This window comes from Paraburkholderia kururiensis JCM 10599 = LMG 19447 (assembly GCF_003986935.1).
GTDB classification, from domain to species: domain Bacteria; phylum Pseudomonadota; class Gammaproteobacteria; order Burkholderiales; family Burkholderiaceae; genus Paraburkholderia; species Paraburkholderia kururiensis.
The window spans coordinates 1-22,727 of the sequence record NZ_RJZE01000006.1 but is presented as its reverse complement, the minus strand read 5'-3'; the positions used below and the strand labels follow the sequence as shown (position 1 = coordinate 22,727).

Annotated in this window: 14 protein-coding genes and 1 tRNA gene; 7 read left to right on the top strand and 8 right to left on the bottom strand. The window is 58.1% G+C overall.

Annotated features, from left to right (window positions below):
- Window positions 1–182 precede the first annotated feature (182 nt).
- Window positions 183–1,763, top strand: a complete 1,581-nt coding sequence (gene ppx / locus PKKP23_RS08530; RefSeq protein ID WP_240658841.1) for an exopolyphosphatase — start codon at window positions 183–185, stop codon at window positions 1,761–1,763.
- Window positions 1,764–1,886: 123 nt separating this feature from the next.
- On the opposite strand, the gene PKKP23_RS08525 is transcribed toward ppx, so the two are convergent.
- Together PKKP23_RS08525 and PKKP23_RS08520 are read right to left on the bottom strand one after the other, a co-directional pair.
- Entirely contained in the window at window positions 1,887–2,705 is an 819-nt protein-coding gene (locus PKKP23_RS08525) for a GNAT family N-acetyltransferase (RefSeq protein ID WP_017776192.1), read from the bottom strand.
- Between the two features lie 180 nt (window positions 2,706–2,885).
- On the bottom strand, window positions 2,886–3,347 hold the full coding sequence (locus PKKP23_RS08520; protein WP_126876586.1) for a SixA phosphatase family protein: 462 nt from the start codon (window positions 3,345–3,347) through the stop codon (window positions 2,886–2,888).
- A 135-nt stretch (window positions 3,348–3,482) separates the two neighbouring features.
- Here PKKP23_RS08520 and PKKP23_RS08515 point away from each other — a divergent pair.
- Window positions 3,483–3,559, top strand: a tRNA-Pro gene (locus tag PKKP23_RS08515).
- Window positions 3,560–3,997: 438 nt separating this feature from the next.
- Window positions 3,998–4,744 (top strand): hypothetical protein, encoded by a 747-nt coding sequence (locus PKKP23_RS08510; RefSeq protein ID WP_240658839.1) that lies wholly within the window; start codon window positions 3,998–4,000, stop codon window positions 4,742–4,744.
- A gap of 68 nt (window positions 4,745–4,812) precedes the next feature.
- On the opposite strand, the gene PKKP23_RS08505 is transcribed toward PKKP23_RS08510, so the two are convergent.
- Entirely contained in the window at window positions 4,813–6,618 is a 1,806-nt protein-coding gene (locus tag PKKP23_RS08505) for a hypothetical protein (RefSeq protein ID WP_126876585.1), read from the bottom strand.
- A 1,074-nt stretch (window positions 6,619–7,692) separates the two neighbouring features.
- On the opposite strand from PKKP23_RS08505, the gene PKKP23_RS08500 reads away from it, so the two are divergent.
- Together PKKP23_RS08500 and PKKP23_RS08495 are read left to right on the top strand one after the other, a co-directional pair.
- Window positions 7,693–8,853 carry a YagK/YfjJ domain-containing protein gene (locus tag PKKP23_RS08500; protein WP_240658837.1) on the top strand — a complete coding sequence of 387 codons (1,161 nt, stop codon included), beginning with the start codon at window positions 7,693–7,695 and terminating at the stop codon, window positions 8,851–8,853.
- 272 nt (window positions 8,854–9,125) lie between these two features.
- Window positions 9,126–9,608 carry a TraK family protein gene (locus PKKP23_RS08495; RefSeq protein ID WP_126876584.1) on the top strand — a complete coding sequence of 161 codons (483 nt, stop codon included), beginning with the start codon at window positions 9,126–9,128 and terminating at the stop codon, window positions 9,606–9,608.
- A gap of 501 nt (window positions 9,609–10,109) precedes the next feature.
- On the opposite strand, the gene PKKP23_RS08490 is transcribed toward PKKP23_RS08495, so the two are convergent.
- The 5 genes from PKKP23_RS08490 to PKKP23_RS08465 all read right to left on the bottom strand — a co-directional run bounded on the left by PKKP23_RS08490 (window position 10,110) and on the right by PKKP23_RS08465 (window position 20,532).
- Window positions 10,110–10,652 carry a hypothetical protein gene (locus PKKP23_RS08490; protein ID WP_126876583.1) on the bottom strand — a complete coding sequence of 181 codons (543 nt, stop codon included), beginning with the start codon at window positions 10,650–10,652 and terminating at the stop codon, window positions 10,110–10,112.
- 13 nt (window positions 10,653–10,665) lie between these two features.
- Window positions 10,666–14,139 carry a tetratricopeptide repeat protein gene (locus PKKP23_RS08485; RefSeq protein ID WP_161978088.1) on the bottom strand — a complete coding sequence of 1,158 codons (3,474 nt, stop codon included), beginning with the start codon at window positions 14,137–14,139 and terminating at the stop codon, window positions 10,666–10,668.
- A 1,245-nt stretch (window positions 14,140–15,384) separates the two neighbouring features.
- Window positions 15,385–16,080 carry a hypothetical protein gene (locus PKKP23_RS08480; protein WP_126876581.1) on the bottom strand — a complete coding sequence of 232 codons (696 nt, stop codon included), beginning with the start codon at window positions 16,078–16,080 and terminating at the stop codon, window positions 15,385–15,387.
- 258 nt (window positions 16,081–16,338) lie between these two features.
- Window positions 16,339–18,219, bottom strand: coding sequence for an ATP-dependent nuclease (locus PKKP23_RS08475; protein ID WP_126876580.1), 1,881 nt, complete (start codon window positions 18,217–18,219; stop codon window positions 16,339–16,341).
- 1,014 nt (window positions 18,220–19,233) lie between these two features.
- On the bottom strand, window positions 19,234–20,532 hold the full coding sequence (locus PKKP23_RS08465; RefSeq protein ID WP_126876579.1) for a hypothetical protein: 1,299 nt from the start codon (window positions 20,530–20,532) through the stop codon (window positions 19,234–19,236).
- Window positions 20,533–21,306: 774 nt separating this feature from the next.
- Here PKKP23_RS08465 and PKKP23_RS08460 point away from each other — a divergent pair.
- Together PKKP23_RS08460 and PKKP23_RS34815 are read left to right on the top strand one after the other, a co-directional pair.
- Window positions 21,307–22,089 carry an HNH endonuclease gene (locus tag PKKP23_RS08460; RefSeq protein ID WP_275094565.1) on the top strand — a complete coding sequence of 261 codons (783 nt, stop codon included), beginning with the start codon at window positions 21,307–21,309 and terminating at the stop codon, window positions 22,087–22,089.
- Window positions 22,090–22,122: 33 nt separating this feature from the next.
- Complete coding sequence (locus PKKP23_RS34815; RefSeq protein ID WP_045579726.1) at window positions 22,123–22,542, top strand: transposase; 420 nt, start codon at window positions 22,123–22,125, stop codon at window positions 22,540–22,542.
- Window positions 22,543–22,727: the final 185 nt, after the last annotated feature.

Below are 22,727 nucleotides of genomic sequence, written 5' to 3'. Positions count from 1 at the left end.
GGAGAATGGGGTGTCGGTAGACTTGAGTGGACCGTCGGAAATTCTCACAATAACGTGGCATTCTTATGACATTCGGGCTGTCACAAATTCTACGCTGTATTTTCGGGCCACCGTAAATAGGATGCGGTATTGAGCAGCATTCCGGCGCGAGGAGCGACATCGTGAGGTCCGCAACGCTTAAAATGGCGACTTTGAACAGCGCTGCGCTGGCCCGTGCGGCCTTGCTGGCGCGTATGGAACCCGCTCAATCGATGGTCAATACTCCGCATCTTCTCGCCGCAGTGGATCTCGGCTCCAACAGTTTCCGGCTGATCGTCGGGCGCGTTGAGGAAACCGAAGCCGGCAGCCAGATCTACCAGGTCGATGCCCTGCGCGAACCCGTGCGTCTTGCCGCCGGCCTTTCAAAAGACAAGATGCTCGACCGCGCCTCGCAGGTGCGCGGCTGGGACGCGCTGAAGCGTTTCGGCGAACGGCTGCGCGATTTTCATCCCGATCACGTGCGTGCGGTGGCCACCAATACGCTGCGTATCGCGAAGAACGCGCGCGAATTTCTCGTCGAGGCGGAAGCGGCGCTCGGGTTTCCTATCGAAGTTATCGCGGGCCGCGAAGAAGCGCGGCTCATCTATGCGGGCGCGGCACATTCGGTGCCCGCGAGCGCGGGCAAACGGCTCGTGGTGGATATCGGCGGCGGCTCGACGGAATTCATCATTGGCCAGCATTACACGCCCATCAAGATGGAGAGCCTGTATATCGGCTGCGTGAGCCACAGCCGCGGCTTCTTTCCGGCGGGCAACGTCGACGAGTACACGATGCGCCAGGCCGAACTCGCTGCGCGCCGCGAAATCCAGATCATCTCGACCGAGTACAAGGACGCGGGCTGGGAGCAGGCAATCGGCTCGTCGGGCACGGCGCGCGCGCTGGCCGAACTCGTGGAGGCGAATGGCTTCAACGACGCCGGCATTACGCACGGCATTTCGCGCGGCGGTCTCGAGCGACTCAAGCGCGCGTTGATCAAGGCCGAGAACGTCAACCGCCTCAAGCTCGTTGCGCTCAAGGCCGACCGCGTGCCGGTGCTCGCGGGCGGTCTCTCGATCATGATTGCGGTATTCGACGAACTCGGCATCGACTACGTCGATACGACCGACGGTGCGCTGCGTCTTGGCGTGCTCTACGACCTGCTCGGGCGGTCCCAGCACGAGGACATGCGCACTGTGACGGTGGAAGGATTCATGCGCCGTTACGGTGTGGACCGTGCGCAGGCGGTGCGCATCGGCGAGCTTGCCGTGCAGTTCTACGACCAGTTCGAAGAGGCCGACGAGGAAGTGTGCGCCGAGAACCGCATGTTTATTTCGTGGGCGGCTTCGCTGCACGAAATCGGGCTTTCCATCTCGCACAGCGCCTATCACAAGCATTCGGCGTACATCGCGAGCAACGCGGACATGCCCGGTTTTTCGCGTACCGATCAGGCGCGCCTTGCCGCGCTCGTGCTCGGTCACGCAGGCAAGCTCGGCAAGCTCTCGCAGACGCGCGAAGTGGAGTGGCAATTGCTGTTTTGTCTGCGTCTCGCCGCGTTACTGTCGCGCCGCCGTGCCGACGTTGGCTTGCCCGAGATCGCCGTGGCGCGCGAGGGTAATGGTTACGAGGTGCGTTTGCCCAAGGAATGGGTGGTGAACAATCCGCTGACGGACTACAGCCTTATTCAGGAGGCGGCGGAGTGGGAGAAAGTTGGCATTCCGTATCGTGTGGTCTACACGGACAGGTAGCATTTCCGCTGCGGCGGCACGCAATCATGCTGTGCCGTTTCGTTCGATATCCCGATAAAAAAGAGCCCGGCATGCCGGGCTCTTTTGTTTTCGTTCGCGCGACGGCTGCGCTTGTGTCGGCTTTCAGCGCGGCAGTGCGTCACCGAGGAAGTGACGGGCGTAGCGCGCGTTGATTTCCGAGAGGCGGAACAGCGTGAGGAAGTCGGCCGTGTTGAAGTCGGGGTCCCAGGCCGGTGCGCCGCAGATCTTTGCGCCCAGACGCAGATAGCCCTTCACGAGCGGCGGCGCCACAGCAACGGCACCCGTGCGCAACTCGTCGACCGGCAGCGGCGTGTGCGGGAACGCGCGATATTCGGGTGCCGTGAGCGCGCTTTCGTCGAGCGACGCGTAAAGGTTCGCGGCATAGTGGCCACCGTCCACCATCGGTACGCTCGCGCAGCCCAGCATCGTTTCGTAGCCGTTCTGCATCATGTACGAGCCGAGGCCCGCCCACAGCGACATGATGACGGAACCACTGCGATAGTCGGGGTGCACGCACGAGCGGCCCACCTCGACCATCTTCGAGCGCAGATGCGTGAGGCGTGAAATGTCGAACTCACCTTCGGCATAAAGGCGGCCGATGCGCGCTGCCTGATACGGCGGCAGCACGCGGTAGGTGCCCACGACCTTCAGTGTGTCGAGGTCGCGAACGAGCAGGTGATCGCAGTACGCGTCGAAGGCGTCGACGTCGAGACCGGCCGGCCCCGTCAGATGCGCGCCCATTTCCTCGGCGAAGACGCGGTAACGCAGACGCTGCGCTTCGCGAAGTTCTTCGTCGCTGCGCGCCCAGGCCACCTGCAACCGATGCTGGGCCGTGATCGTTTCCTCCGCGTGCGGCAGGCGACGACGCGGCTCGAACGGGATCGAAGCGAGGGGCAGGGTGGGCGTCGGCAGTTCTCGCATGGGGCGTTCCTGGTCGTAAAAAGGGGCTTCACTTGAGCGCCAAATATAGTAATGACCGGTGACGCTTCCATGGCAAACCAGTGACGATTCGATGACGTATCGTAAGGCTGACATGCAGGCTGACATGCGTCACCCATCGCGCGCGGAACGGCCGTTCCACGCCTTCCATGCCCCCTGCATTCAGACCAGGTCCGGGCTCATGACCGCGCGCAACACAACCTGGTCGTGGCCGTTACGCTCGCGGCTTTCGAACCACCAGAGGCCGCCTTTCTTCACGGCCCAACTGCTTTCGCCGCTGCCTGTCAGCAGCAGGGCCGCCACTTCGCCGAGCGTGGGCTGATGACCGACTACGACGACGGTCGATGCGATGCCCTGGGGCCAGCCGGCTGCGGAAAGGATGTCGCTTGCGCTTGCGCCGGGTGCAATGTCGCGCACGACACGGTATTGGTCCGAGAGCGCTTCCGCGGTCTGCACCGTTCGTGTAGCAGGACTCGCGATGACCATGGCATCGTTGTCCAGTCGGGGGCGCAGCCACCGCGCAACGTTTTGAGCCTGCTTGCGGCCACGCGTGGTGAGCTGGCGCGCAAGATCGGTCGCGGCGACATCTTCGGCCTCGGCGTGGCGCCATAGGATGAGGTTCATGCGGCGTCTCCTTGAGTGGGCGTATCTCGCATGGTGCATGCGGGATGCCTCGCGCGGCAAGACGCGACGTGACGGTGGCCGGAGGCTCCCTGGTTTGACGGCTAGAGCGCGTTCTGGGTAGAATGTCGGATTACTCGGAGCGTAGCGCAGCCTGGTAGCGCATCTGATTTGGGATCAGAGGGTCGTAGGTTCGAATCCTATCGCTCCGACCAGCAACACCAAGGGGTTACCCGCCTTCCGGCCGGTAACCCTTTTCTGTTTTGACGGGTCATGTAACCGCCATGTAACCCGATTCGGCGTGCGTCAGTACATCAAGGTCACTAAGGTCATCTGCGTTTTACAGGATGGACGTGGAGACAGTTGGCGGCGCGTTTGCTCCAGAACCTCTCGCGCACCGGGGGGGCAAACTATGGTGGCGGGCATCGCGCTCCACGACAGCCGAGCCAACGCGTATGCCTTTGTTGGCTCCGTTGAGGCCCCGGCCGTCGCAGCGAGATAATTGCTGCCTAGCCCAACGCCGCAGTACACACATTCCCCGGTGAGGTCCTGTGGGATCACGCGCTATCTGACGCCAGCTGCGGCGCGATAGAATTGCCCCATCACGGCGACCTTTCTGCGTTGCCTCACGAGCTACATGCGGGAACGGGGCCATGACCAGCGATCCATCACCACAAGAACGAATCGCTGCCGCAAGGCAGCTTTATGCCGTATTGAAGGAATACCTCGACAGACCGATCTGGACGCCTGTCGAAGGTGCCCTGATTCTGTCCGGCATCCATCCACCGAAAGGCGAGAACGGAATTCCAGCTGAGGGAACCGGCCTTGATGGCAGGCAGTTCGCGAGCGCTGCGAATGACCGCTTCCATTCAGCGTTCCGGATCATGGACCAGTGGCAGCTACGCTGCGAGGACGATACGGAAAACGGCGATGCGACTCCAACGGAGCTTTCGCCGTATGCGTTCATTGCCTGGTGCCAGGACATGAGCATCGAGACCGACTGGATGCGGTTCTTCTTCGAGGTCGCGGACGGCTCGTCGCGATCCGATCGTCCCGACCTGATTCCGCCTGCGGTAGCCGAGTACGCGGCGAGGTCCGCCGAGACCATCGGCGCCATTCAGGCTGCTCTCATCGGCGGCGCGTCTGGTGGCCCGCCTGCTACAGCACCCGCGCTGGCCAAGGCTGAGCCGGTATCGCGCCGTGGTCCCATTCCGATTCCGGAGAACCGCGAGCACGTGTCGACGGAAGAACTGGCGGCCATTCTGGCCGTCGAGCCGCAGACCATTCGCAAGCGCTACTCCGAGACGGGCACGTACCACGGCATCAAGCCAACGAAGCTGCCGAGCCGCCGGCTGCTGTGGCCAGTAGAGGCCATCAGGGAGCTACTCGGTCAGGCCTGAAGTCTCGTCGGGACCGGATGAGCCGGAACCGCTGACTGCGCTGGCTCGGGTATTGTCTTGCGCCGGTTTCATTTCCGTTCTGCTCGGGTACGGGGCGATGGCCTCCGAGTCTCAACCTCTATGGTACGGAGTCGGCCAGACGCGTCAGGCTGCTGTATTTTCGAAGTCCAGCGGCGAGTCTTTGGGCCGTCATTGGTCGCCGCCCCGGATGTCGCGGCAGTGTCCCGCTGAGTGTCGCCCGGACGGGGTGCAGGGATGATTACATCGGAGTGTTCATCGAAAATGGGCGGGTGAGCATGCGACCCTCCTAAAGCTCCTTGATCCGCGCTCACCGCGCCCATTTCTGGTGGGTTCGGCGTGATGTCTGTCTCCGACGAGCCGGGCGCCAGGCTGTCGGTGTCGCGCGGCGTTGTGTCAGCCGACGGGAGACGCCTGCGTCGGCGTGAATGTCGGCGCAAGGCCTGAGCCACATCAGTTACCTCGACAGCCTCAACATCGATTATTTCACCGTCGTACGTGACGCGGCTCTTGCACGCCTCAAAGCGTGCGCTTTGCCAGGCGCGCTGCTGCTCCGCTGTCTTCCGGTTCGTCGCGCGCGTGCGAGCTCCCTTCTTGTGGCTCGCGGAACGTCGTGCCTGCTCTTTCTCCCGTTCCTGGCGCCAGCGCAGCTCCTTCTGGATGCCGTTGTTTTCCGCTTCTTCCTCCCGCAGGGCTTCCAGCAGCGGATCTGCGCTGCCGGGTTGTTTTGCAGTCGCCCCGGACGAACCGGCTTTGCCTTTGCGGTGCGCCGCGCGTAGCTTCACTGGGAACCGGGTGCACCAGAAGTGGCGAAGCTTTTTCGATGCCCCGCTGGGACGGGCGGCGTGGACGTAGAAATCCGGTTCTGTCACAAGCGTCATCCGCTCCAGAGTCTCCTTTGCAAGTTCGGCGTGGGGCAATACGCGGGCCACGCAACCTGTGGATTTCGGAGCGAACGCTTCCCACCATTCCGTCAGCTCTTGTGCAATATCTGCGGCGGGCTTGAGATATGAATCACTCAGGAAAACAAACGCATCGAGGCAATAGCCGAGGTCTGAAAACCTTCTGAGAAAAGAGCAGTGACCGAGATGAGAGCGTTTGGGGCTTGGCTCGTGCAGATAATCGTTCAGCATTTGCCGGCACGCGCGTATTTCATCCTGCGACACTGGGTTGCCGTAGAGATCGAGATGCCGACGGATTGTTACGTGAACGATGCGCGTTCTAGGTGCGCGATCAATTAGCTGGGCCGCGTACCGCATTGCGTGCTGGCGGTTGTCCGAAGGCGTGCGCTCAAATGCCTTGGCGGCGTCCCGGCATTTCTTGTCTAGTCGTTTTCCAAGCCGGACAAAAAAATCGTTCAAGGCAGCACAGTACAGTGCCGCCTTGGGCTGATTGCTGAAACTTGCCCCGTCGAATTCATCGTATTCGAGCGTGCGCATTTCTCCGGCCGCGTCTTCATAGCGCAGCCCTATGTCGACCTCTTCCACGAACGCTTCGAAATACGGGTGAAATTCATGCACCTCACCGGTGCGGGCCTTGATCTGGCGGGCGGGTTCACGCAGTTGCCTCAGCAGTTCAAGGACAGGACTCGCGTAAAACCCTTGCTGAACATAGGGCCCAGGCCGCGGTACGGCCGTGAAGGGTGGGTGGCGGTAACGGCTCGCTCGCGCCATCTCCCTCATCCGCGTGACGACGTCGCGCACTGTGCGGAGGTCTGCGATGTGATGCGGCGCGTACCGTTGCTCGGCCACGACCCTCCCCATGGCAAACCACGCACGCAGGCTCACATCTTTGTGAGCTGTCCCTCTATGTAGTTGCTGCGCATGCGGGAGAAGCTCCTTGCTCTTCGAAGTCATGGCGATGAGTGCGGCGAGTGGCGGGAATGGACTGCATGGAGCTTAACATGAGCCTGTCAAGTTAGCGTTCTTTTTAAAAATAGTTAACGTTATTCACGCTATAGACGAAGGATTCGTGGGCGACTAGATTTTGAGATTTATCCGGCACGATTGTTGCTCGCAAGTGCCATGGCTTCCCGCTGCCGCTAGCCGTTCACGCTGGGATGGCGTGGCGCCCTGACGGCGAACCTCCAGAGGGATGTTGCGGTGCGGCATGGCTGGAGGCGTTGGGGTAGGTCAGAGCGGCGGGTCGGTGGTGCTGTCCCCGGAATGACCTGGTCGGAAGGCACCCTTTGGTGGTCGGCCCCACACGCGGAGAACATCTGTTCCCGCATAGCGCGCGACAAAATAACTGCCTGCGATCCCGCGGTGTTCCGTTGGCTTGCCTTGCTCACAGCCTTGCGTTAGGCATTTCACGCTCAGTTCGTTGGTATTTGTCTCTTGCGTCCTATCCTATGTGTCGGGATAAGTGTTAATTTTCGAGAGAGTGGTGAAATTGCCGGTATCAGGCGATTTATCGTGAGAATAATCGCCTCATCCGCGTGTGCGACAGGGTGATTTGCGAGGATTAATGGTGGGAGTCTGTTAGGCTCCTATATTAAGATTGGCATTGAGTATTGTCAGATTGATTTCGAGTGTTGTCAGCTTGTCATCGAGTATTTCTAGCGCTGATTGCTGCTGATAGCACCGGTATCAGCCGATGCTGCCATTGACATCAGCTAATGCCTCAGTCTGAAACCGGTCCTGAGTGACGCGATACTCAGGGATCGAGTAACCGTACCTCCTGTTGACCGGTTACGCCTTCTCCTCTTCCTCAGTCTCTCTCGCTTAACTCCTATCTCCCGACCACGGTACGTTATATCCAGCAGCCAGTACCGTTCTGCCATTTCTGACAGCAAACGACATGTCAGCTACGTGCTCCGGTACGTAGCGGCTGATCCGTATTGCCTCCGGTGCAGTCGCATGAGCGCAGCGTATTGCGCAGCACGGATATGACGTCTTTCAACCCAAATAAACCGATGCAAAGGGGTAGTGATGAACGCATGCATAACGCCGGGTTTCTCACCGGCAAATACCAGTCTTCCTGATGGACGCAATATCGATACACGCTTCTGGGAAGTCGGGGAGTATTCCGCGCTATACCGCTCGATGGTTCGCTTTATGGCCGAGGTGCTTGATACCGAGGAAATGCCGTTCGATTGTCTGGCAGAGCCTGCACAGCTTCGCAGGAACAACGGAGTGCTTGCATCGGCGATGGGGCAATGCCGGTCGTTCATGGACCTGTACGATCCGGGCTGGTGGTATACCGCTGACCTGAAGCTCTTCTTTGACGGCTACCGCGAGCATCCATTCGGTCTCGTTGAGCCGGGTATGGCGGCTCATGCGCCTTTCACTGAACGGGCGCTTGTCGGTGAGGCCTATAACGACTTCATTGCCTTCCTGCGCCAGCAGGCCGTGAAGCGTCGGGTCAGGAAGCAGCTGGCCGACTGGAAGGCCGGTATCCTGCTCCAGAGACAGACGATTCACGAATACCTCGCCGAGCTGTACAGCTTGTACCCTTGGTTGCTGATCGTGCGCATCGACCACTTCTACAGCGAAGATGCTGTTGACGAGCGCGATCTGCTACCGCGCATGAGCTGGCGTCCGTACTACACGGGACGCTGGTCGCAGGTGCCCTCTGACGCGCCTTCCTCCTCTGAGCCGGTGGGCGAGACGCGGGCGCGTATCGACACGGGCCTCGCGATGGAGCACCGCAACCGTTTCTTCAGGAACCAGCATGGCGCCGACGGGTGGCTGTTCGATCACATGGCCGGCAGCATCTGGAAGATGGAGGCCGGCGGCCAGAGCAGTGCAAACCACTTCCACGGGCTCTACCTGTTCGATGGCTCGCATTGGAACCTCTCCGACCTTCCTCGCCTGATCAACGGGCTGATTCACCGCTGGTCCGCGGTGACGGGGGGCCTTGGCCAGTCGTACAGCTGCCACGACAGTCCCGGCCGGCAGCAGATGATCGGCAAGGGCACATGGGTGCTGGGCGAGCTTGACTGCAAGAATCCGGAGCATCGGCAAAGGCTCGATACGTACGTCAACTACTTCGCCAAGACGGATTTCGGGAAGGAAGATGCGCAGGCCATACGCATCAAGCCGACACCCGGTGCCAACACGCTGACCATGAAGCAGGGGCCGCGACGGTAGCGGCGGGGTGATGAGGCGCAGCGGCACGCCGTGCAGTGGCGCCGGCTGCGCCGCACCTCACCGCGGCGGTGTCAATGTCGTGCATTAAAAGGGGCCATAACGTCTTGCTGACTCATGCCTGTGGGTTGGGGTGGGGGAGAAGTGCGTAAGCCACCCGCTGGCCTCTAATCGCTTCCTGAGTGGCACTCCGATGTAGGGTTGTTGCATTGGAGTTGCATGACGGTTTCATTCGGTCGCACAATTGGTCTCTTCAGGCTCATCCGGTCGTGATCATGTCAAGGGAAAAGCTTCTGGAAGCGCTGCACGGGCTGGAGCGTCGCGAGACGCCGGGTAGCGCTGCGACGCAGTTGCGCGAGGTGAGGGAAGAGATCACCGCCATGCTGGGGAAGGGTTTCACGCTCAGGCGCGTGTGGACTGCGCTGCACGAGGACGGCGGTCTCACCATGACGTACAGCGCATTCAAGAGCGCGTACTACCGAATGCAGCCGGAGGCAGTGCAGCCGCAAGGCGTTTCAACCGGTGTCACCACGTGCCCGCATTGTGGCAAGGCGTTGCCCGTGGTTGCAGGGCGGGACAGTGCGCCTGCTGGCGAGTCGTCCGCTGAACAGCCGACGCTACATGGCGAAGGGCCAGCCTCGCCACCGCCCGCAGCGACGTCGGCTGCGGCCGCATCGGATAGCCACGCAGCACGCGAATCGTTCGCCGAGATATTTCTGCAGCGCAGGGAGTTTGCAGCAGGTAGACGATGGAAGTAGCTCGCACAGGGCGACCTATCTTCCCTATCTTATGTTGACGTGCGGTCCCCGGAGCCCCGCGTCAGCAACCTCACGATCTACCCCTTCTTGGCCGGCGGCGTTGCTGCCGGCCTTTTTCCCCTCGATTTACGGGAAGTCGCTTCTCGACCCATGTGCGCCACTCGTTGGGCACCGACGATCGTCCGCTCGTGGGACAACATAAGACGGTCATCTCCGACGTTGAGATTTTCGGCCAATGGAAGAGGCCGATCGATACTACTGCGGTTTTTCAGCCTCCGAAAATGCAACGCCTACCCCGCCCGTTCCTCGAGCGTCGGGCCGATGTTCGCAGCATGCGGTGGCAAATACAAGGACGCGCAATAACAGATTCAATGTCGTGCGGTTCGCCCGTAGACCTACCTCGAGCAATATAAAGCAGCGTGTCTTTGATGTCCTTTTTCCAAGATCCCTAACCCGAATCTCTACGCGCTTGGCAACCAGCGGATGTGATGTTTCAGAACTCTAGTCGTCGCTGCTTTCAGCCACTCCGGTAACGCGCTTCAAAAGCTTGGCGAGCGGCCCGAAAGGGTTCAAATATATAACTTGCTCGCGAATCTTAGTTTTGGTCCTGCCATCGGGCCCGGTGCTTATTTCGATGTCACGAGTCATCGATTGCTTTCCGCCGGAGCGGGTCACAATATACCCTGCTATCAGTAGCGTGCAGATTCCATAGAGTTCCGGGCCCACCACAATTAGCTTGCGGCCGGCTGCGGCGGCAGCGTTGAACACCGATGCCTCTCCATCCGGTTGAGTGTCTGCGAGGTCGGTCAGAACCATGCGCAGGAGCCCCTTCAGCTCACTGAGCGACGAACGGCCTGTCTCCTGTGCGAGCGCCTCGATTTCGGCTACCGCTTCCGGAGGCAATCCGGCAAGTTGAGCGACTTCGGTTGCTGCCTCTTCCGGATCATCAATTTCCAAAAGAGGGGGAAGCAACCGTTCGGCAGTCTCTGCAAGTCCGGAAGTTTCGAGACTTTCAAGTTGTTTCAAAAGGTCTTCGTTGTTCATTTTCTCATTTCGATTAAAGGCCGTCCCCGAAGACCGCAAACGCTTCGGCGGCGAGTGAAGGAATGCCGACGCCAAGCGAGGCAACACGCTGCGCAGCCACGCAGTCCACCAACGAAAGAGTTTCTGACGACAGCCAGCGTGTGAGCAGCGCCGTCGCGACTTCCTGTATGGGTACTGTCGGCACCGGCCACTGCGGCGCGATGTACGCCAATGTGCCGGCGGAAAACAGAGGTCTCTCAAGGCCAAGGCGCTCGCCACCGACATGTAACACGGCAAGCCCAGAGTTGCAAGCCGTAGACATAACGACGGTGGAAGCGGAAGGAAGCGTTGCGAGACGTTGCCATCCCAGTATATGCGGCGCATTGCGATGCGCCAGAATGTGCGTAAGGTCGGCAGGAGGCAACCGGCCCTCGCCGGCAACGATAAGGTCGATGGCCTCAGCGTCCGGCAAGATGCGCCCGTGGCAGGCGATGCACGTAAGCTCGGCTTCCGCTAAACCCGTTAGGAGCCTTTCTCCAGTACCTTCGCGCCCTACGGCGCTGGAATAAGAGAGGCCGCGCTCTGCGGCAAGTGTTGCCCCTTGGTCTGTCATAGCTGAAAGTGAAGCGGCTTCTGTTGCCCGCTCGCGGTCGAACCAGACAGCGAATGCGAACATACTTTGTGGACGCCAGCAGAGGCCGCCCGATAGCGTCCGTCGCCTCGCGCGCATGGCCAGAAGTGCCCCGATGCTTGGGACGAAGCACAGTGCACGCATTCCGCCCAAGGCAAGCGTGGGCATCGTCGATCCGAGCGGACCGGGCACTATGCACAGCGGGAGAGACTCGGGAAGATCAACTACAAGGCTTCGAAGACGGTCACGGAGATCGAGCCACCCCACCACGTGACTCAGATCGAGATCGGAGTCGTCCGGCGCGGCGCGACGAAGCGCATAAGCGAGCCGGCCGCCGATACGGTGTGCTTTTTTTGCGTCGACAGCAAGCTCGCGCAGTTCAGTATTCAGCGCGCCATCTTCGCCCGGGCGCGTTACCAGAACGCCGATATCGTCGGTCATCGCGACGAACTGCAGAATTACGCAAGGAGTTTCAGCAAGCAGAACGACAAGACGTTCCGTCTCTCCAGTCATGTCGGCCACAGCCGGAGGCAAGCTCGCTAATCGCCGGAGTCGCGGAGTAAGTAAGGGCGCTGCGCGCAGCTCAGCGGCCACCCGCAGCGCGGTAGCAGTCGCAGGGGAAGACGGTGATATTCCCTTCAGGATGTTGGTCGCCAGGTAATCAACCGCTTCGGCGTTCGGCGCAAGCAGCGAGATAGGATCTCCTTCCTCAGCAACTTCCCATAGCGTTTCGCTCAAATGCGACATGCCGCGAAGGAGGTCCTTCGCCGCCTGACGTCTGTCATCACGATTCATCGCATAGCGGAACACGGGTAGCGCCAATACCCAAGCTTTTGTCGCACCAAGCGATTCAGCCTGGTCCCAAACCTCGCGAACCATCGGCTCCGATTCGTCCGCTCTCCCGTCCGAGTCAAGAACATCGCCGAGTTCCATCGCAAATGCGATCATGGTTTCCGGGACACCTGCCAGCGTACGGGCATTCGCGAGTCCTTGCTTCAACGCATCGATCGTTTGCCTGCGCTGAAGGACTCGCTCGCGTTCTGGCAACCCGGCATCGGGCGCCGGATTGGGCGCGAGGGTCGCGGTGGTTGCTTGGTCGAGCACGCTGGGAAATCTGTTACCTAGTGCTGAAATCCGGGAGATCAACGGTTGCGCTTCGGACGTCCTACCGTAGCTCAGCAGAAGTTGTGCGTAAAAAAGCATCGCCTGCCGCACATTGGGGTCCGCAGTAGAAGCGTTCTCAATTAGGGGCTTGTGCGCATCGAGCAGGTTAAGAGCTTTTCGGCTTTCGCCCATCTCCGCGAGGCAGATCGCCTCCGAAGTGACCAATCCCACCAGCTCGGCGTCGTGCGCGTGCGGCCTAAGCTCAGCAAAGATTTCCTGCGCAGCGGCGTAGCGATGCAGTCCTCGCAAGACAATGGCGCGATTGCGAAGAATGACACGAGTATTGAGGGCGCTAGCGTCCTTCCCCCAAAGCGTCAAGGCCGCATCGTAGCGCTGCAAAGCCTCAGTGAATTTCCCGGCATATCGAAAGCAATTCCCGACCTCGTTAAGCAAATGCGCGCGAATCGTCCCACCCGCCTCAGGGTTGGCGGAAAGCAATTGCTCGACTTTATGCGCAACGGCTAGCGAGGCCAAGTAGCGGTGTGCATGATTTAACGCCTCTATCGCGTAGCGAAAGCAAATGAGTCGATCATTGCCATCGGCACCGGTTGCGTCAAGCGACGCGTCCAAGGCATCTACGACCGCCTCTAGAAGGTGTGGTCTATATTGCTGAAACCCGAAAAGCAGCGCCTGCAATGGGGCTGTCTGAGGCAATGCTGAAAGCGCAGTCTGCAGCAGCTCCCCAATTCCCTTGAGCACATCCTTGTCCAATTTGCTGTCTGCGAACCTGAATACCCACCGCGAAAAAACCTGCACTTGCTCCGGGAACAGACGTTCTACCGTCTCTAAGAGGTGGCTGTGCAGAGACATCGACTCTTCGTTGATCCCAGAGGATCGCCCCCCAATCGAACGCACAGCGCTCCAGAAGATGGGCTCGTCCAAGGTCGACCGCACGATTTCCGGTGCCAACAACATGGACTCGTCGTTACCGTCCACGCGTCTGAAGTATTCGTAACGAAACAAGACCTTCGTCCATTCAGCGGTCCGAGGGTTGCGTTTGCCATGCGTCTGACAGAGGACGGCAAGCACGGCTTCGTACACGTATTGAGCTACGATCGTACCTGGCTCACCCAACTTAAACAGCCCTACCCACTCCTTAATTTTCATACCGGCCGCGATGAGAACATCGTCCGACAAGGAGATGTCGACTAGCAGGTCGGCCGCTACGGCACAGTAACGATCGAAAGAGCGCTCCTCGAAAACGCGCTGGACCCATACCGCGAGCAACCATCCCAGTATGTCTCCCGTGCGGGTCGCAGTGGCTTTCTGTGCAGCCTCGCGCTTCAAAACGTGATTGACGGCAGCGGGTGCCTGCTCGTGGGGTACGAAGCTGGAATTCGACGCCTCGCTAGCTAGCACTTGAAACGTTTGAACGGCGCCGTTAGCAACCAGCCACTGCGCAGCAAAGAAGGGGGCCCCTAGACTGGCCTCGTTCTTTTCGATCCACGGGCCGACCGGGCCCGCTAACTGGGCGAAGCTATTGGCCAGGTCCATGAAAGGGGTGATAAAGCGCTGAAGAAAAGCGCGACGGAAAGCTCGGCGATCGCGAGCGACGGTGAGTCCAGTGAGATCGGAACTCTCGCGAAGCTTTAATGCGATTTTGATCATCCGAGCGTCGCGCATGGGATCGGGCGGCGATCTGTCATCGGGGATGTAAAGCACGGCCTCACCTTCCGGTCCGAGCACCAGTTGTGGTATGTCAAACGCCGTCAAGTGGCCGCACCGGCTACAAGGCATGACTGAAGGGCCTGAAGCGAGATGAACGTAGCAGTTCAATAACTGTTGTGGGAACCGGGAAACCAGAAGCCCCCCGTTTGGGTCACCGGCGACGTTTAGCGGTTCGTCGCATTTTTCGCAAGCGTAATGAGTCATGACGGAAGTCTCGATCATGTTGGTGTTGAAGACGCCCGCTCGTGTTCAAAAAACCGACGCGAACCACGTTTCGAAACCTAATGCTAATGTATTCGGCCCTTAATCTCTCGCCGTTTTCGGTTGCGGATATGCGCTAACTGCTGTTCGACGTCTAGCAGCAATCCACGACCGTCGTCAAGGCCGACGCCTACGGTCGAGCACGAACTTAGTCAGCGAATGCCTGTTGTCCCGACACGAGCGGACGTTTGCTAAACCTTCTCAAAGGGCTGGAGTTGGCCGACGGCTGTCCGATGCCGCCGGCCGTAGCCGACCCACTGCGGCGGGTCGACCCGACGCTACATATCGGGCGGCTTTCAAGGTACAACAGACGTTCGTAGAGTCGCATTGGAAGACGGGAGTTCGGCCATTGCGGACGTTCGGCAAAAGGGGGCGATGCGTCGGCTGTAAATCGCTTTGCTGCCATTCGCAATCTAGGGTCGACGAAGGGCACTTTTCACCGTCAAAGAACGGGGCTTCCCGGACTCGTTGCCGTCATTTGCTTAGGGAGCCGGCTGCTTCCGATTGAGGCTGATAAGCGACCACTCGATCGCAGTGTTACGCGAAAACTAACCGAATTAGTCTCTTCTCTCAGGTCGGGTTGATCTATAAGTAGTTCTAATATATGGTTGCAACCGAATCAAACGACCACTCATTGCTGCTGCAATACCGGTGCAACGTGATTACTCCAAGTCTTCGGAAAGCGTTGTGCCATCGCCGACTTGGTTTTGCTCGCTTGCGCGCTCGACGATGGCGGATCGTATATTCGGACTCCTCGGTATCGGGGTGCAACGCTCCGACGATTCAGGTGTGTCCGGGTTTCTGCGCGATCCCGGACTGCGTGAAACGGGAACTCGGTATAGTGCGACGGTGCGAAATCGCAGTCATTGACCGGCCATCACTGTGGTGCTAATGCTTGAAATCTTACCGGTGCGGAATTTCTCCATGTCTTGTGAGGCCTGCACCGATATTCGATAGTCGCTATATATCGCCGACGCCTGGCGAGGGACTAGAGTATTGTCCCGCATGTAGGAGCCCCACATGCCGCCTCTATCCTTTGTGCCGCCACGCCTTCTCCGCTCGGTCCTGTTCCCAAGGCACTGACGGTCGTTGAGATACGACATTTAGAGATAGTCCGTGTTTGAAACCGTCCACGTGCCTAGCGCGCGTCACGAAGTCGGGATCTGTGTCTCCCTTTGAACACCGAGGCATCCATTTCCCCAAGTACGTTCCTAGCGTAATTAGGCGATGCTCCTGAGAGAGTGGCGCTTTAGAAGTTGCGTTCCCGCTGTAATCCTTCGCATCAACCACGTAGATATTCTTGTGCGTGTAGAAGATCGCTACGGCATCGTCGGTATGGCGAAGCATATCTTTCGATTGACCCTGCAACCGCTTCGCCTCGGCCCTCGGCATCGTAAGTGTGCGGACATCACCGAGGCCCCCGATCAATTTGGCTTGAAAGAGGGCCGCTTTTTCCACCGTCCCGTTTGGGGTCACCACCCGCACAAGAAAGCCACCGTCTGCTCCGGAGTAACGCTCCTCCGTGTATTTGTTGTGTTGCCGATATTTAAAATCAACCCGTAAGTCTGATTCTCGGATCTGGTGCTTCATTAGCGAATGCCCAAGTGCAGTTGTCATTCCCTCTTCATTTCCATGGCTAGCAACTTCGCCAAGGACCCGCTCCACTGCACTATCAATGAGCTTTGCGATTCGCGTTTGCGCTTCCTGATCGATAAGGAACGTCAAGATTCTGCTACCTCACGTAATGTATCCCGAAAAACAATTGCCAACCTTTGGCTATTTAGTCGGTGTTTGTAATATTCTTTGCTGTGATAGTCACTGTTTCTGCAGCTTCAACTCCTCCAATTGATTTCCATAGGGTCCCCATAGCAGAGGCGATTTCACTCACATCGGTCTCGTCAACAAGCGCATGCGATTCGGTACGTACAGCCTCGTCGATCTTAAATGCTTTCGCACAGTGCGGGCAGATGATTTCATGCGCAACTACTTACCCTCCACCTTGGCCAAGATCCGCATGAGCATTTCTGGCACAGCGCCTTCGGCCTTAAGTGTTGCAGTCCGATATGCGAGTTGATTTTTCGCGAGACTGATACCTGCGGCAGCCTCAACGTTTTTGCAGGCTGTGATCCATTCGGCCCAGTTCGCCGACAGGAACGATTCAAGGTGATCCTCAAAGATTGCTACTTGATCAGCAACTATGACAGATGGAAAGTCCTCCTCAGTTCGACCAAAGTACTTAAGCGCAGCGCGATTCGCCGCTACATGGCCCTTCCGCTCCTCATCGATCTTGCTTTGTGCCTTCCCATTGGCCTTCGCGCGCGCCTCAAACCCGCCATCCGCATCAAAGAGCGCGTAGACCGGGATACCGATCGACGTCAAGATCGCGTGTGTGAGTGGAATGGATGCCTTGCCTCCTACGGGGACAATGGAGATGCCAGCGGCCTCGAGCGAGCCCAGAGAAGTTTTATCGCCAATGCCGTAGAACACTGACGACTCTGTCGTACCTTCCACGAGGAAAGCGCGATGCGCAAAGAGTGCGACGGCAAGCTGATTCGCCACGATGCCGTCCAGCTGGCGGTCAACTGTATCGGCACTCACCACACCGTTCAGTTTGGTCTTCACGTCAGCAACCGTCGCGAGGTGGACAGTAACCACAGGAATCTCGTCAGATGATCTCGTCAGCCTCCTGACCTGGTCGAAATGTCGCGCTTCAAGGAAGTAAGGGCTATGAGTCGCATAGGTCACCTGGATGCGTTTACCGGCGTCCTCCGCGAGCGACCGGAGCACCTTCGCGAACGTCTGGGCCTGAATCGGGTGCTGAAAGAGTTCCGGCTCTTCGATCGCCAGGCAGATGACACCCTCTGCCGACGCCGCACCTGACTGTGCCAAAAGTTGAAGCGCGGAGATCAGAAGCGTGCGCTGAAAACCATGCCCCTGTCGCTCAACCGCAGTCTCGGTTGTGCCATCGCGCACCGCAACCTCGAATGTGGTCCGAGGAGCCTTGAGTTCAACCTCTGCAGGGGAAACCGTGACAGCCCGACCGGGTGAGTAAGATGTGACGACTTCGTTGAGCTGCGTCGTTATGGCCTCAAGCTGCGCTTTGAATTTCTCCTCGTAGACATTTTGCTGCTTTGCGCGTGACTCCTCGACGATCTTCGCGATCTCCTCATCAGCCGCAGCGCGATCGACTGAACGCTCAAGAATTCGACCAATGATGCTCGACTTTCCGTCGATCGACTCCTCGCTCGCGCGAAGGTCAGCAGTGACCAGGACGAAGTCAAAAAGCCCACTCATCTTGCCACCGCTATTGAAGCCGAAGAAGTTGGTCTGCAGCGACTCCGGCGCTTCTGTGAGTTGGTCGGTGTGGCCAGCCTCCCAAGTCGTCATAACTTGGTTGGCAGCGTCGGCGCTGCTCCAGGCAGGGAGAGCAAGCGACGAATCAGAGTTCCGCAGATCGTTGTAAGCCGTCCTCTTATCGGCAGCGGATCCTTTACCACGGATGGCGTTGAATGGTGGGTAGCTCTTCGAGTTCGCAGATAAGCTTTCAGCCCCGTCTGGGCCGCGGCGCTTCCACGCGGTGAAGGTCGTGACCCCTGCCGGAGCGTACTTGCCAAGCTCGTTCCGATCCTTGTCGGTGAGGTCAGCGAATGTGACCTGAACCTCGATGTCTTCGTCAGTCGCCCCGAAGGAGCAGTCCTTCTCCGTCAGCGAACCTAGTTTGCCGTTAAAGTACCAGTCGAGCGCACGAAGCACAGTTGACTTGCCGGCACCGTTCGGCCCGATGAATGTCGTAACGGAATCGAAGGGGATCGTCACGTCTTTCAACGTGCGGAAGTTTTTTATGCGAACGGATTGGATCTTCATTGTGGGTTCGAGCTTCTTGTGTCTTTCTGCGAAGACAGATTTGCCGACACCGACTTGGTACTCGAAAAGAGCAGTCTATCGGTGGATCGTCGAGCGCGCCGCTACCTTGTGACCTACGGAGATCTAGTCAACGGTGGCTATACGCGAATCCCAAGAGCTATGCTTTCCAGAGGGGATAGGACGGCGTCCGGGAAATGTTTGAGCGAGGATTGCAAGTCGTGACATCTGGTTGAGGTCGAAACGTCGCCAGTCAGGGAGTCCACCGTTGCTACTTTGTCCCCCGGGTCTGATAGCCGAGAACTTGCCTGACTCCATTTGTAACTCCATACACATGGGGTTCGGCAATTCGCGGAAGATTGTGGTAGTAAAACTCAATCAATTGTTTGGTTGCGATCGCTTCTAATATCAGGTTTTCCATATGGCCCCGTTTTTTGCTCGGCAAGCCCGTAGGACGTCGACAACAGCAGTCGGCGTCACGGAGGCAATACTTGCCGCTAGATTAATCGTCTGTTCAATGTAGACGGTAAACGTTGCCGAGGCCAGAACGAATTGCGCCGATCACGGCAGAAAAACGGTGAATCCAGTTACCTGTTTGCAGCACAGAAAAAATTAAAATGGGCATGCAGAGGCGCTACCCGCGATCGGCAGCACAATGACACGGAGCGGACCGGTGCCGGAGCCTCCTGAACGTCTTCTCTCGGTGCCGACCCTACGCGTTTACGCGATCCACTTGGGAGCCGCCATTGAGGATTGCCAGATCCGCTTCATGGAGCGTTCGTCGAACTGGTGTAATCGGCCATGAGCGGTCGTCGGATCGTGCAGTGCCCACGACCGCTGTAGAAGTAGTGACCCTTGCACGCCGGGCTTGCGTCGCTCTGCAGGGAATACGAACTCACGGCGCCCACACCGGCAGGCGACCTGAAGCCCAGGTCCGTCACCTCCCGTCCTCGAACCTCACTCGCCGCGTGCTTGAACGAACAGTAGATCTGCTCAAGTCTTCTTTCTTCAGCGCTTCTACATGAACGAGTGAAGGGTAAGTCCGCCGATGTGTTCCCCGCCAATCCATTGCTCAGAGCGGACATTTTTAAGAATCTCCGCGTCTTCCTTCGAGTGTAGACAAAAGAGCGTTTGCACATTCTGCTGCTTTTGAACGGAGAGCTTTCTAAAGAGTTCGGCTTTCCGTTCGACGTCCAGACGTGAGAAAAACCTTGAATCAAAGATATAAAGCCAGTTCTCGTTTGCGGAAGTGCATGACACCAAGCGTATCGCCATCTCGAGAAAAGCCATCTGCTGTTCGGTAAAGCTAAGGCCTGCATGAGGCAAAAAGAAGTTTCTGCCGTCGGGAACCAATATTTCAGCCTTGCGCCGGCCGACCCGGCGCATCCGATAGCCAAAAAGAGAGCTTGTAAATAGTTCCTCCCTCATCGCATCCCAGATGAGCTCTTCGTCAGTATCAAGCACACGGGCGAGATATTTCATGGCTTTGACGAATGTATCCTTGGGCTCTTTATAGTGCCCGCCGTATAGCTGATCTTCAAAGTACATCACCCGGAATGCGGAACGCGGCCAGTCAGGCGACGGGTTGCCGTTCACGTGCACGTGAATGCTCGGTCGCGCTTTGCACGCGCCGTACTTGCCGGAGGCCAGGATCTGAGGACTGAGCCTGACGGTAGTGGTAGCACGTTCGGCGCCCTGACTGGCCACCTCAATATAGGCCCGCTCGGCGGCCTTGTCTCGCAGTGCAAATCTCTTTTCAAAGTCGTGCCAATGAACGCCGCCTGAAAACGCCGCGAGTATCTGGCAGAACGATGTCTTGCCCGTGTCATTCAGTCCAACGAGGATGTTGTTACGTCCGAGGGCGAGCGAGCACTCTTCCTTGAAGGGGCCTACATTGGCCATGGTGACGCGATGAACGCCTCGGATTAGCGCGTCTTTCCCGTTGGCCACCCGTCCAAAAACCCAGCTTTCATGCTGGGACTTCCAGCGCCGCAACTCCTCGACAGTGCATCGACTGGGATTATCATCAATGAGCTTGCCGTGAATCTGGCATGTCCACATGCCGTTCCTTTCGCTTGCGCGCTCGTCTGAGCTCATTTCCGGATCATATCGAGGCCCGCCGCTGGCCGCAGCCGTGATATGTGCAGCGACCCCCGTCATAGTAAGCCCGGACTTCCGGTCTTCCGACACCGCGACCGTCATACGCTCGCATCCCGGATAGGAGCAAATGTAACCCGATCGCTTTGCGATCAGTTCGACAGTTGTTGCCGAAAAATCATCTCGCGGCTTCTTTACGGTGTTGTCGTCAATAGTCATTGAAAGGATTGCGCGGGTTCCAAATACGATAGTGAACGCAAATTTGGCTGAGGCTACCGGCCCGTTCGCCCCGAAAACGATGCATGTGGACGTACCGACGCCGTACGTATTGAGCAGAGCAAGCCTTCTGACGGTAACTGCGCGCAGTTGGCAAGCGACAGATTCTATCGTGTCGCTGACGGATAAGATAATCGCCGGCTTGCTGCCTATTGCAGAGCCGCCAGCGGCGCTACTCAGTAGCGATCAACTAACTTGCCGGCTACAGGCGACACTGACCAACTTCTAGATTACTGCCGCTATGGCAGCGAGAATTCGTTGATTGAGAAGGTTTAATTGGATGACAGCTTCGGGTCGGGAGTGTGAGTTCGCTGATGCAGGAAGCTGGCGTTGAATTGCTCGATGCCGCCATCGTCAGCTGTCCGCCACATTGCTGACGCAGAGGTCACCCGGTTCCATCGGCAGCAATGGCCGATGACCGAGCGTAGGTCCTCTACGATTGGATGGCCGTTTATGGGGTATTGCCGACGCTTGAACGTCCGAGCGACGCCGCACCTGAACGGCGGCTCATGGCCGACCGCCGCCCCATGTCCGAGTGTGGCTATCGGCACGGGCGCGGCCTTTCATGCAAAAGGCATAACTCGACCCGTAGTAGACGGTCGCTATTCCGAGAAGCTGCCATTGAAATATTCTTGAGAAGTAAGCGTTCCTGGAACTCGACCTGCTTTGCTAGAATTGCCCACATACTCCCTTTGTGCCAATTTTTTAAATCTGAAAATGCGTTGCATATTCTGCAAAAAAGACTCGTCTTTGAGTGTGGCTATTGAGCACGTTATTCCAGAATCGTTGGGGAACACAAAGCTAACGTTGCCAAAAGGGACTGTCTGCGACCGATGCAACAATTATTTCGCGACACATATTGAACAACCCATACTGCAATCAAACGAATTTTTATATCTGAGATTTAATCAAGAGTTAAAAAATAAACGACGAAAAGTGCCTGCGGCAAAAGTTATTTTTGGCGATCAAGTTGTTAATGCGCGTCGTCTTGGATCACTTAGTTTTTCTTTCGACTCAGAGGATTTTGCCAAAATAGAGGCCTATCTGGCGGCAGGCGGAGACAAAATGATGATTCCTGTTTCAGGAACACCCCCGGATGATACGCTGACGTCGAGATGGCTAGCGAAGATGGGACTCGAGATGCTCGCACATCGATGGCAAAACATCGACAGATGGAATGACTATATAGTCGAGCATGCAGGACTTGATGAAGTTAGGCGATATGCACGCGCCCCAAAGCCTGGGGAGAAATGGGATTACGGAAAACGTCGCATATATGAACAGAATAGTTCGATCTCGACTCCAGACGGACAATCGGCTCAGATGATTTACGAGTGTGACATCCTCGCGACCGGAACAGAGGAGAGTAGTGAGTTTTATTTTGTGGTCGCGATTTTTGGCGTTGAGTATTCAATCAATCTTGGCGGCAACAGTATGGATGGATATTATGTAAGCGGCTCGGCCGGACCGTCTCCCGATGCTGATTTTTCCAACGCATGATGGGCGCGTTTAGATTGACGGAGCCAGTCAGCCATGTCGAACGCAGGGAACCGTGCCCATCCCCATCGCACGTACGCGCAAGAATTCAAGCAGCAGGTGATCAGGGAGACGTTGGAGCCGGGTATGTCGGTGTCGATTGTTGCGCGTCGACACGACATCAACGCCAACGTGGTATTCGGTTGGCGCAAGCAATATCGTGAAGGCAAGCTGGTCGTCCCTGCACTGGATGTTGCGCCGAGCGTGCCAAGCACGGAACTGCTGAGCGTCGACGTGATCGACACGGCATTGGTGCTGCGAGCGCCGGAGCCGACGGTAGCATCGGGAGCGACGAGCAGCGTACCGATGTCGACGCCCGTGTGCGAGATCGAGGTGGAGATCGGCAAGCGGCGCGTGAAGATTCGCGGTCTGTCTGCCGAGCGCACCGAAGCGTTCCTGCAGGAATGCCTGAAGTGATCGCGCTGCCGGCAGGTACGCGTATCTGGCTGGCGGCCGGCGTGACCGACATGCGTTGTTATGCGGTGTTGCCGGTTATGCGCAGTTGGTCACCAGCCCGTCGGACATGTCGAGCATTGGGCATGATGGCGCTGCGCATAACGGGCTAGTGCTTGACCGGTCTCAGCATCTCAATCAAAGCATCG

Excerpts from the sequence above, each read along its gene's own strand:
- ppx (WP_240658841.1), top strand. The coding sequence starts at position 183 with ATGGCGACTTTGAACAGCGCTGCGCTGGCCCGTGCGGCCTTGCTGGCG.
- PKKP23_RS08525 (WP_017776192.1), bottom strand. The coding sequence starts at position 2,705 with ATGCGAGAACTGCCGACGCCCACCCTGCCCCTCGCTTCGATCCCGTTC.
- PKKP23_RS08520 (WP_126876586.1), bottom strand. The coding sequence starts at position 3,347 with ATGAACCTCATCCTATGGCGCCACGCCGAGGCCGAAGATGTCGCCGCG.
- PKKP23_RS08510 (WP_240658839.1), top strand. The coding sequence starts at position 3,998 with ATGACCAGCGATCCATCACCACAAGAACGAATCGCTGCCGCAAGGCAG.
- PKKP23_RS08505 (WP_126876585.1), bottom strand. The coding sequence starts at position 6,618 with ATGACTTCGAAGAGCAAGGAGCTTCTCCCGCATGCGCAGCAACTACAT.
- PKKP23_RS08500 (WP_240658837.1), top strand. The coding sequence starts at position 7,693 with ATGAACGCATGCATAACGCCGGGTTTCTCACCGGCAAATACCAGTCTT.
- PKKP23_RS08495 (WP_126876584.1), top strand. The coding sequence starts at position 9,126 with ATGTCAAGGGAAAAGCTTCTGGAAGCGCTGCACGGGCTGGAGCGTCGC.
- PKKP23_RS08490 (WP_126876583.1), bottom strand. The coding sequence starts at position 10,652 with ATGAACAACGAAGACCTTTTGAAACAACTTGAAAGTCTCGAAACTTCC.
- PKKP23_RS08475 (WP_126876580.1), bottom strand. The coding sequence starts at position 18,219 with ATGAAGATCCAATCCGTTCGCATAAAAAACTTCCGCACGTTGAAAGAC.
- PKKP23_RS08465 (WP_126876579.1), bottom strand. The coding sequence starts at position 20,532 with ATGACTATTGACGACAACACCGTAAAGAAGCCGCGAGATGATTTTTCG.
- PKKP23_RS08460 (WP_275094565.1), top strand. The coding sequence starts at position 21,307 with ATGCGTTGCATATTCTGCAAAAAAGACTCGTCTTTGAGTGTGGCTATT.
- PKKP23_RS34815 (WP_045579726.1), top strand. The coding sequence starts at position 22,123 with ATGTCGAACGCAGGGAACCGTGCCCATCCCCATCGCACGTACGCGCAA.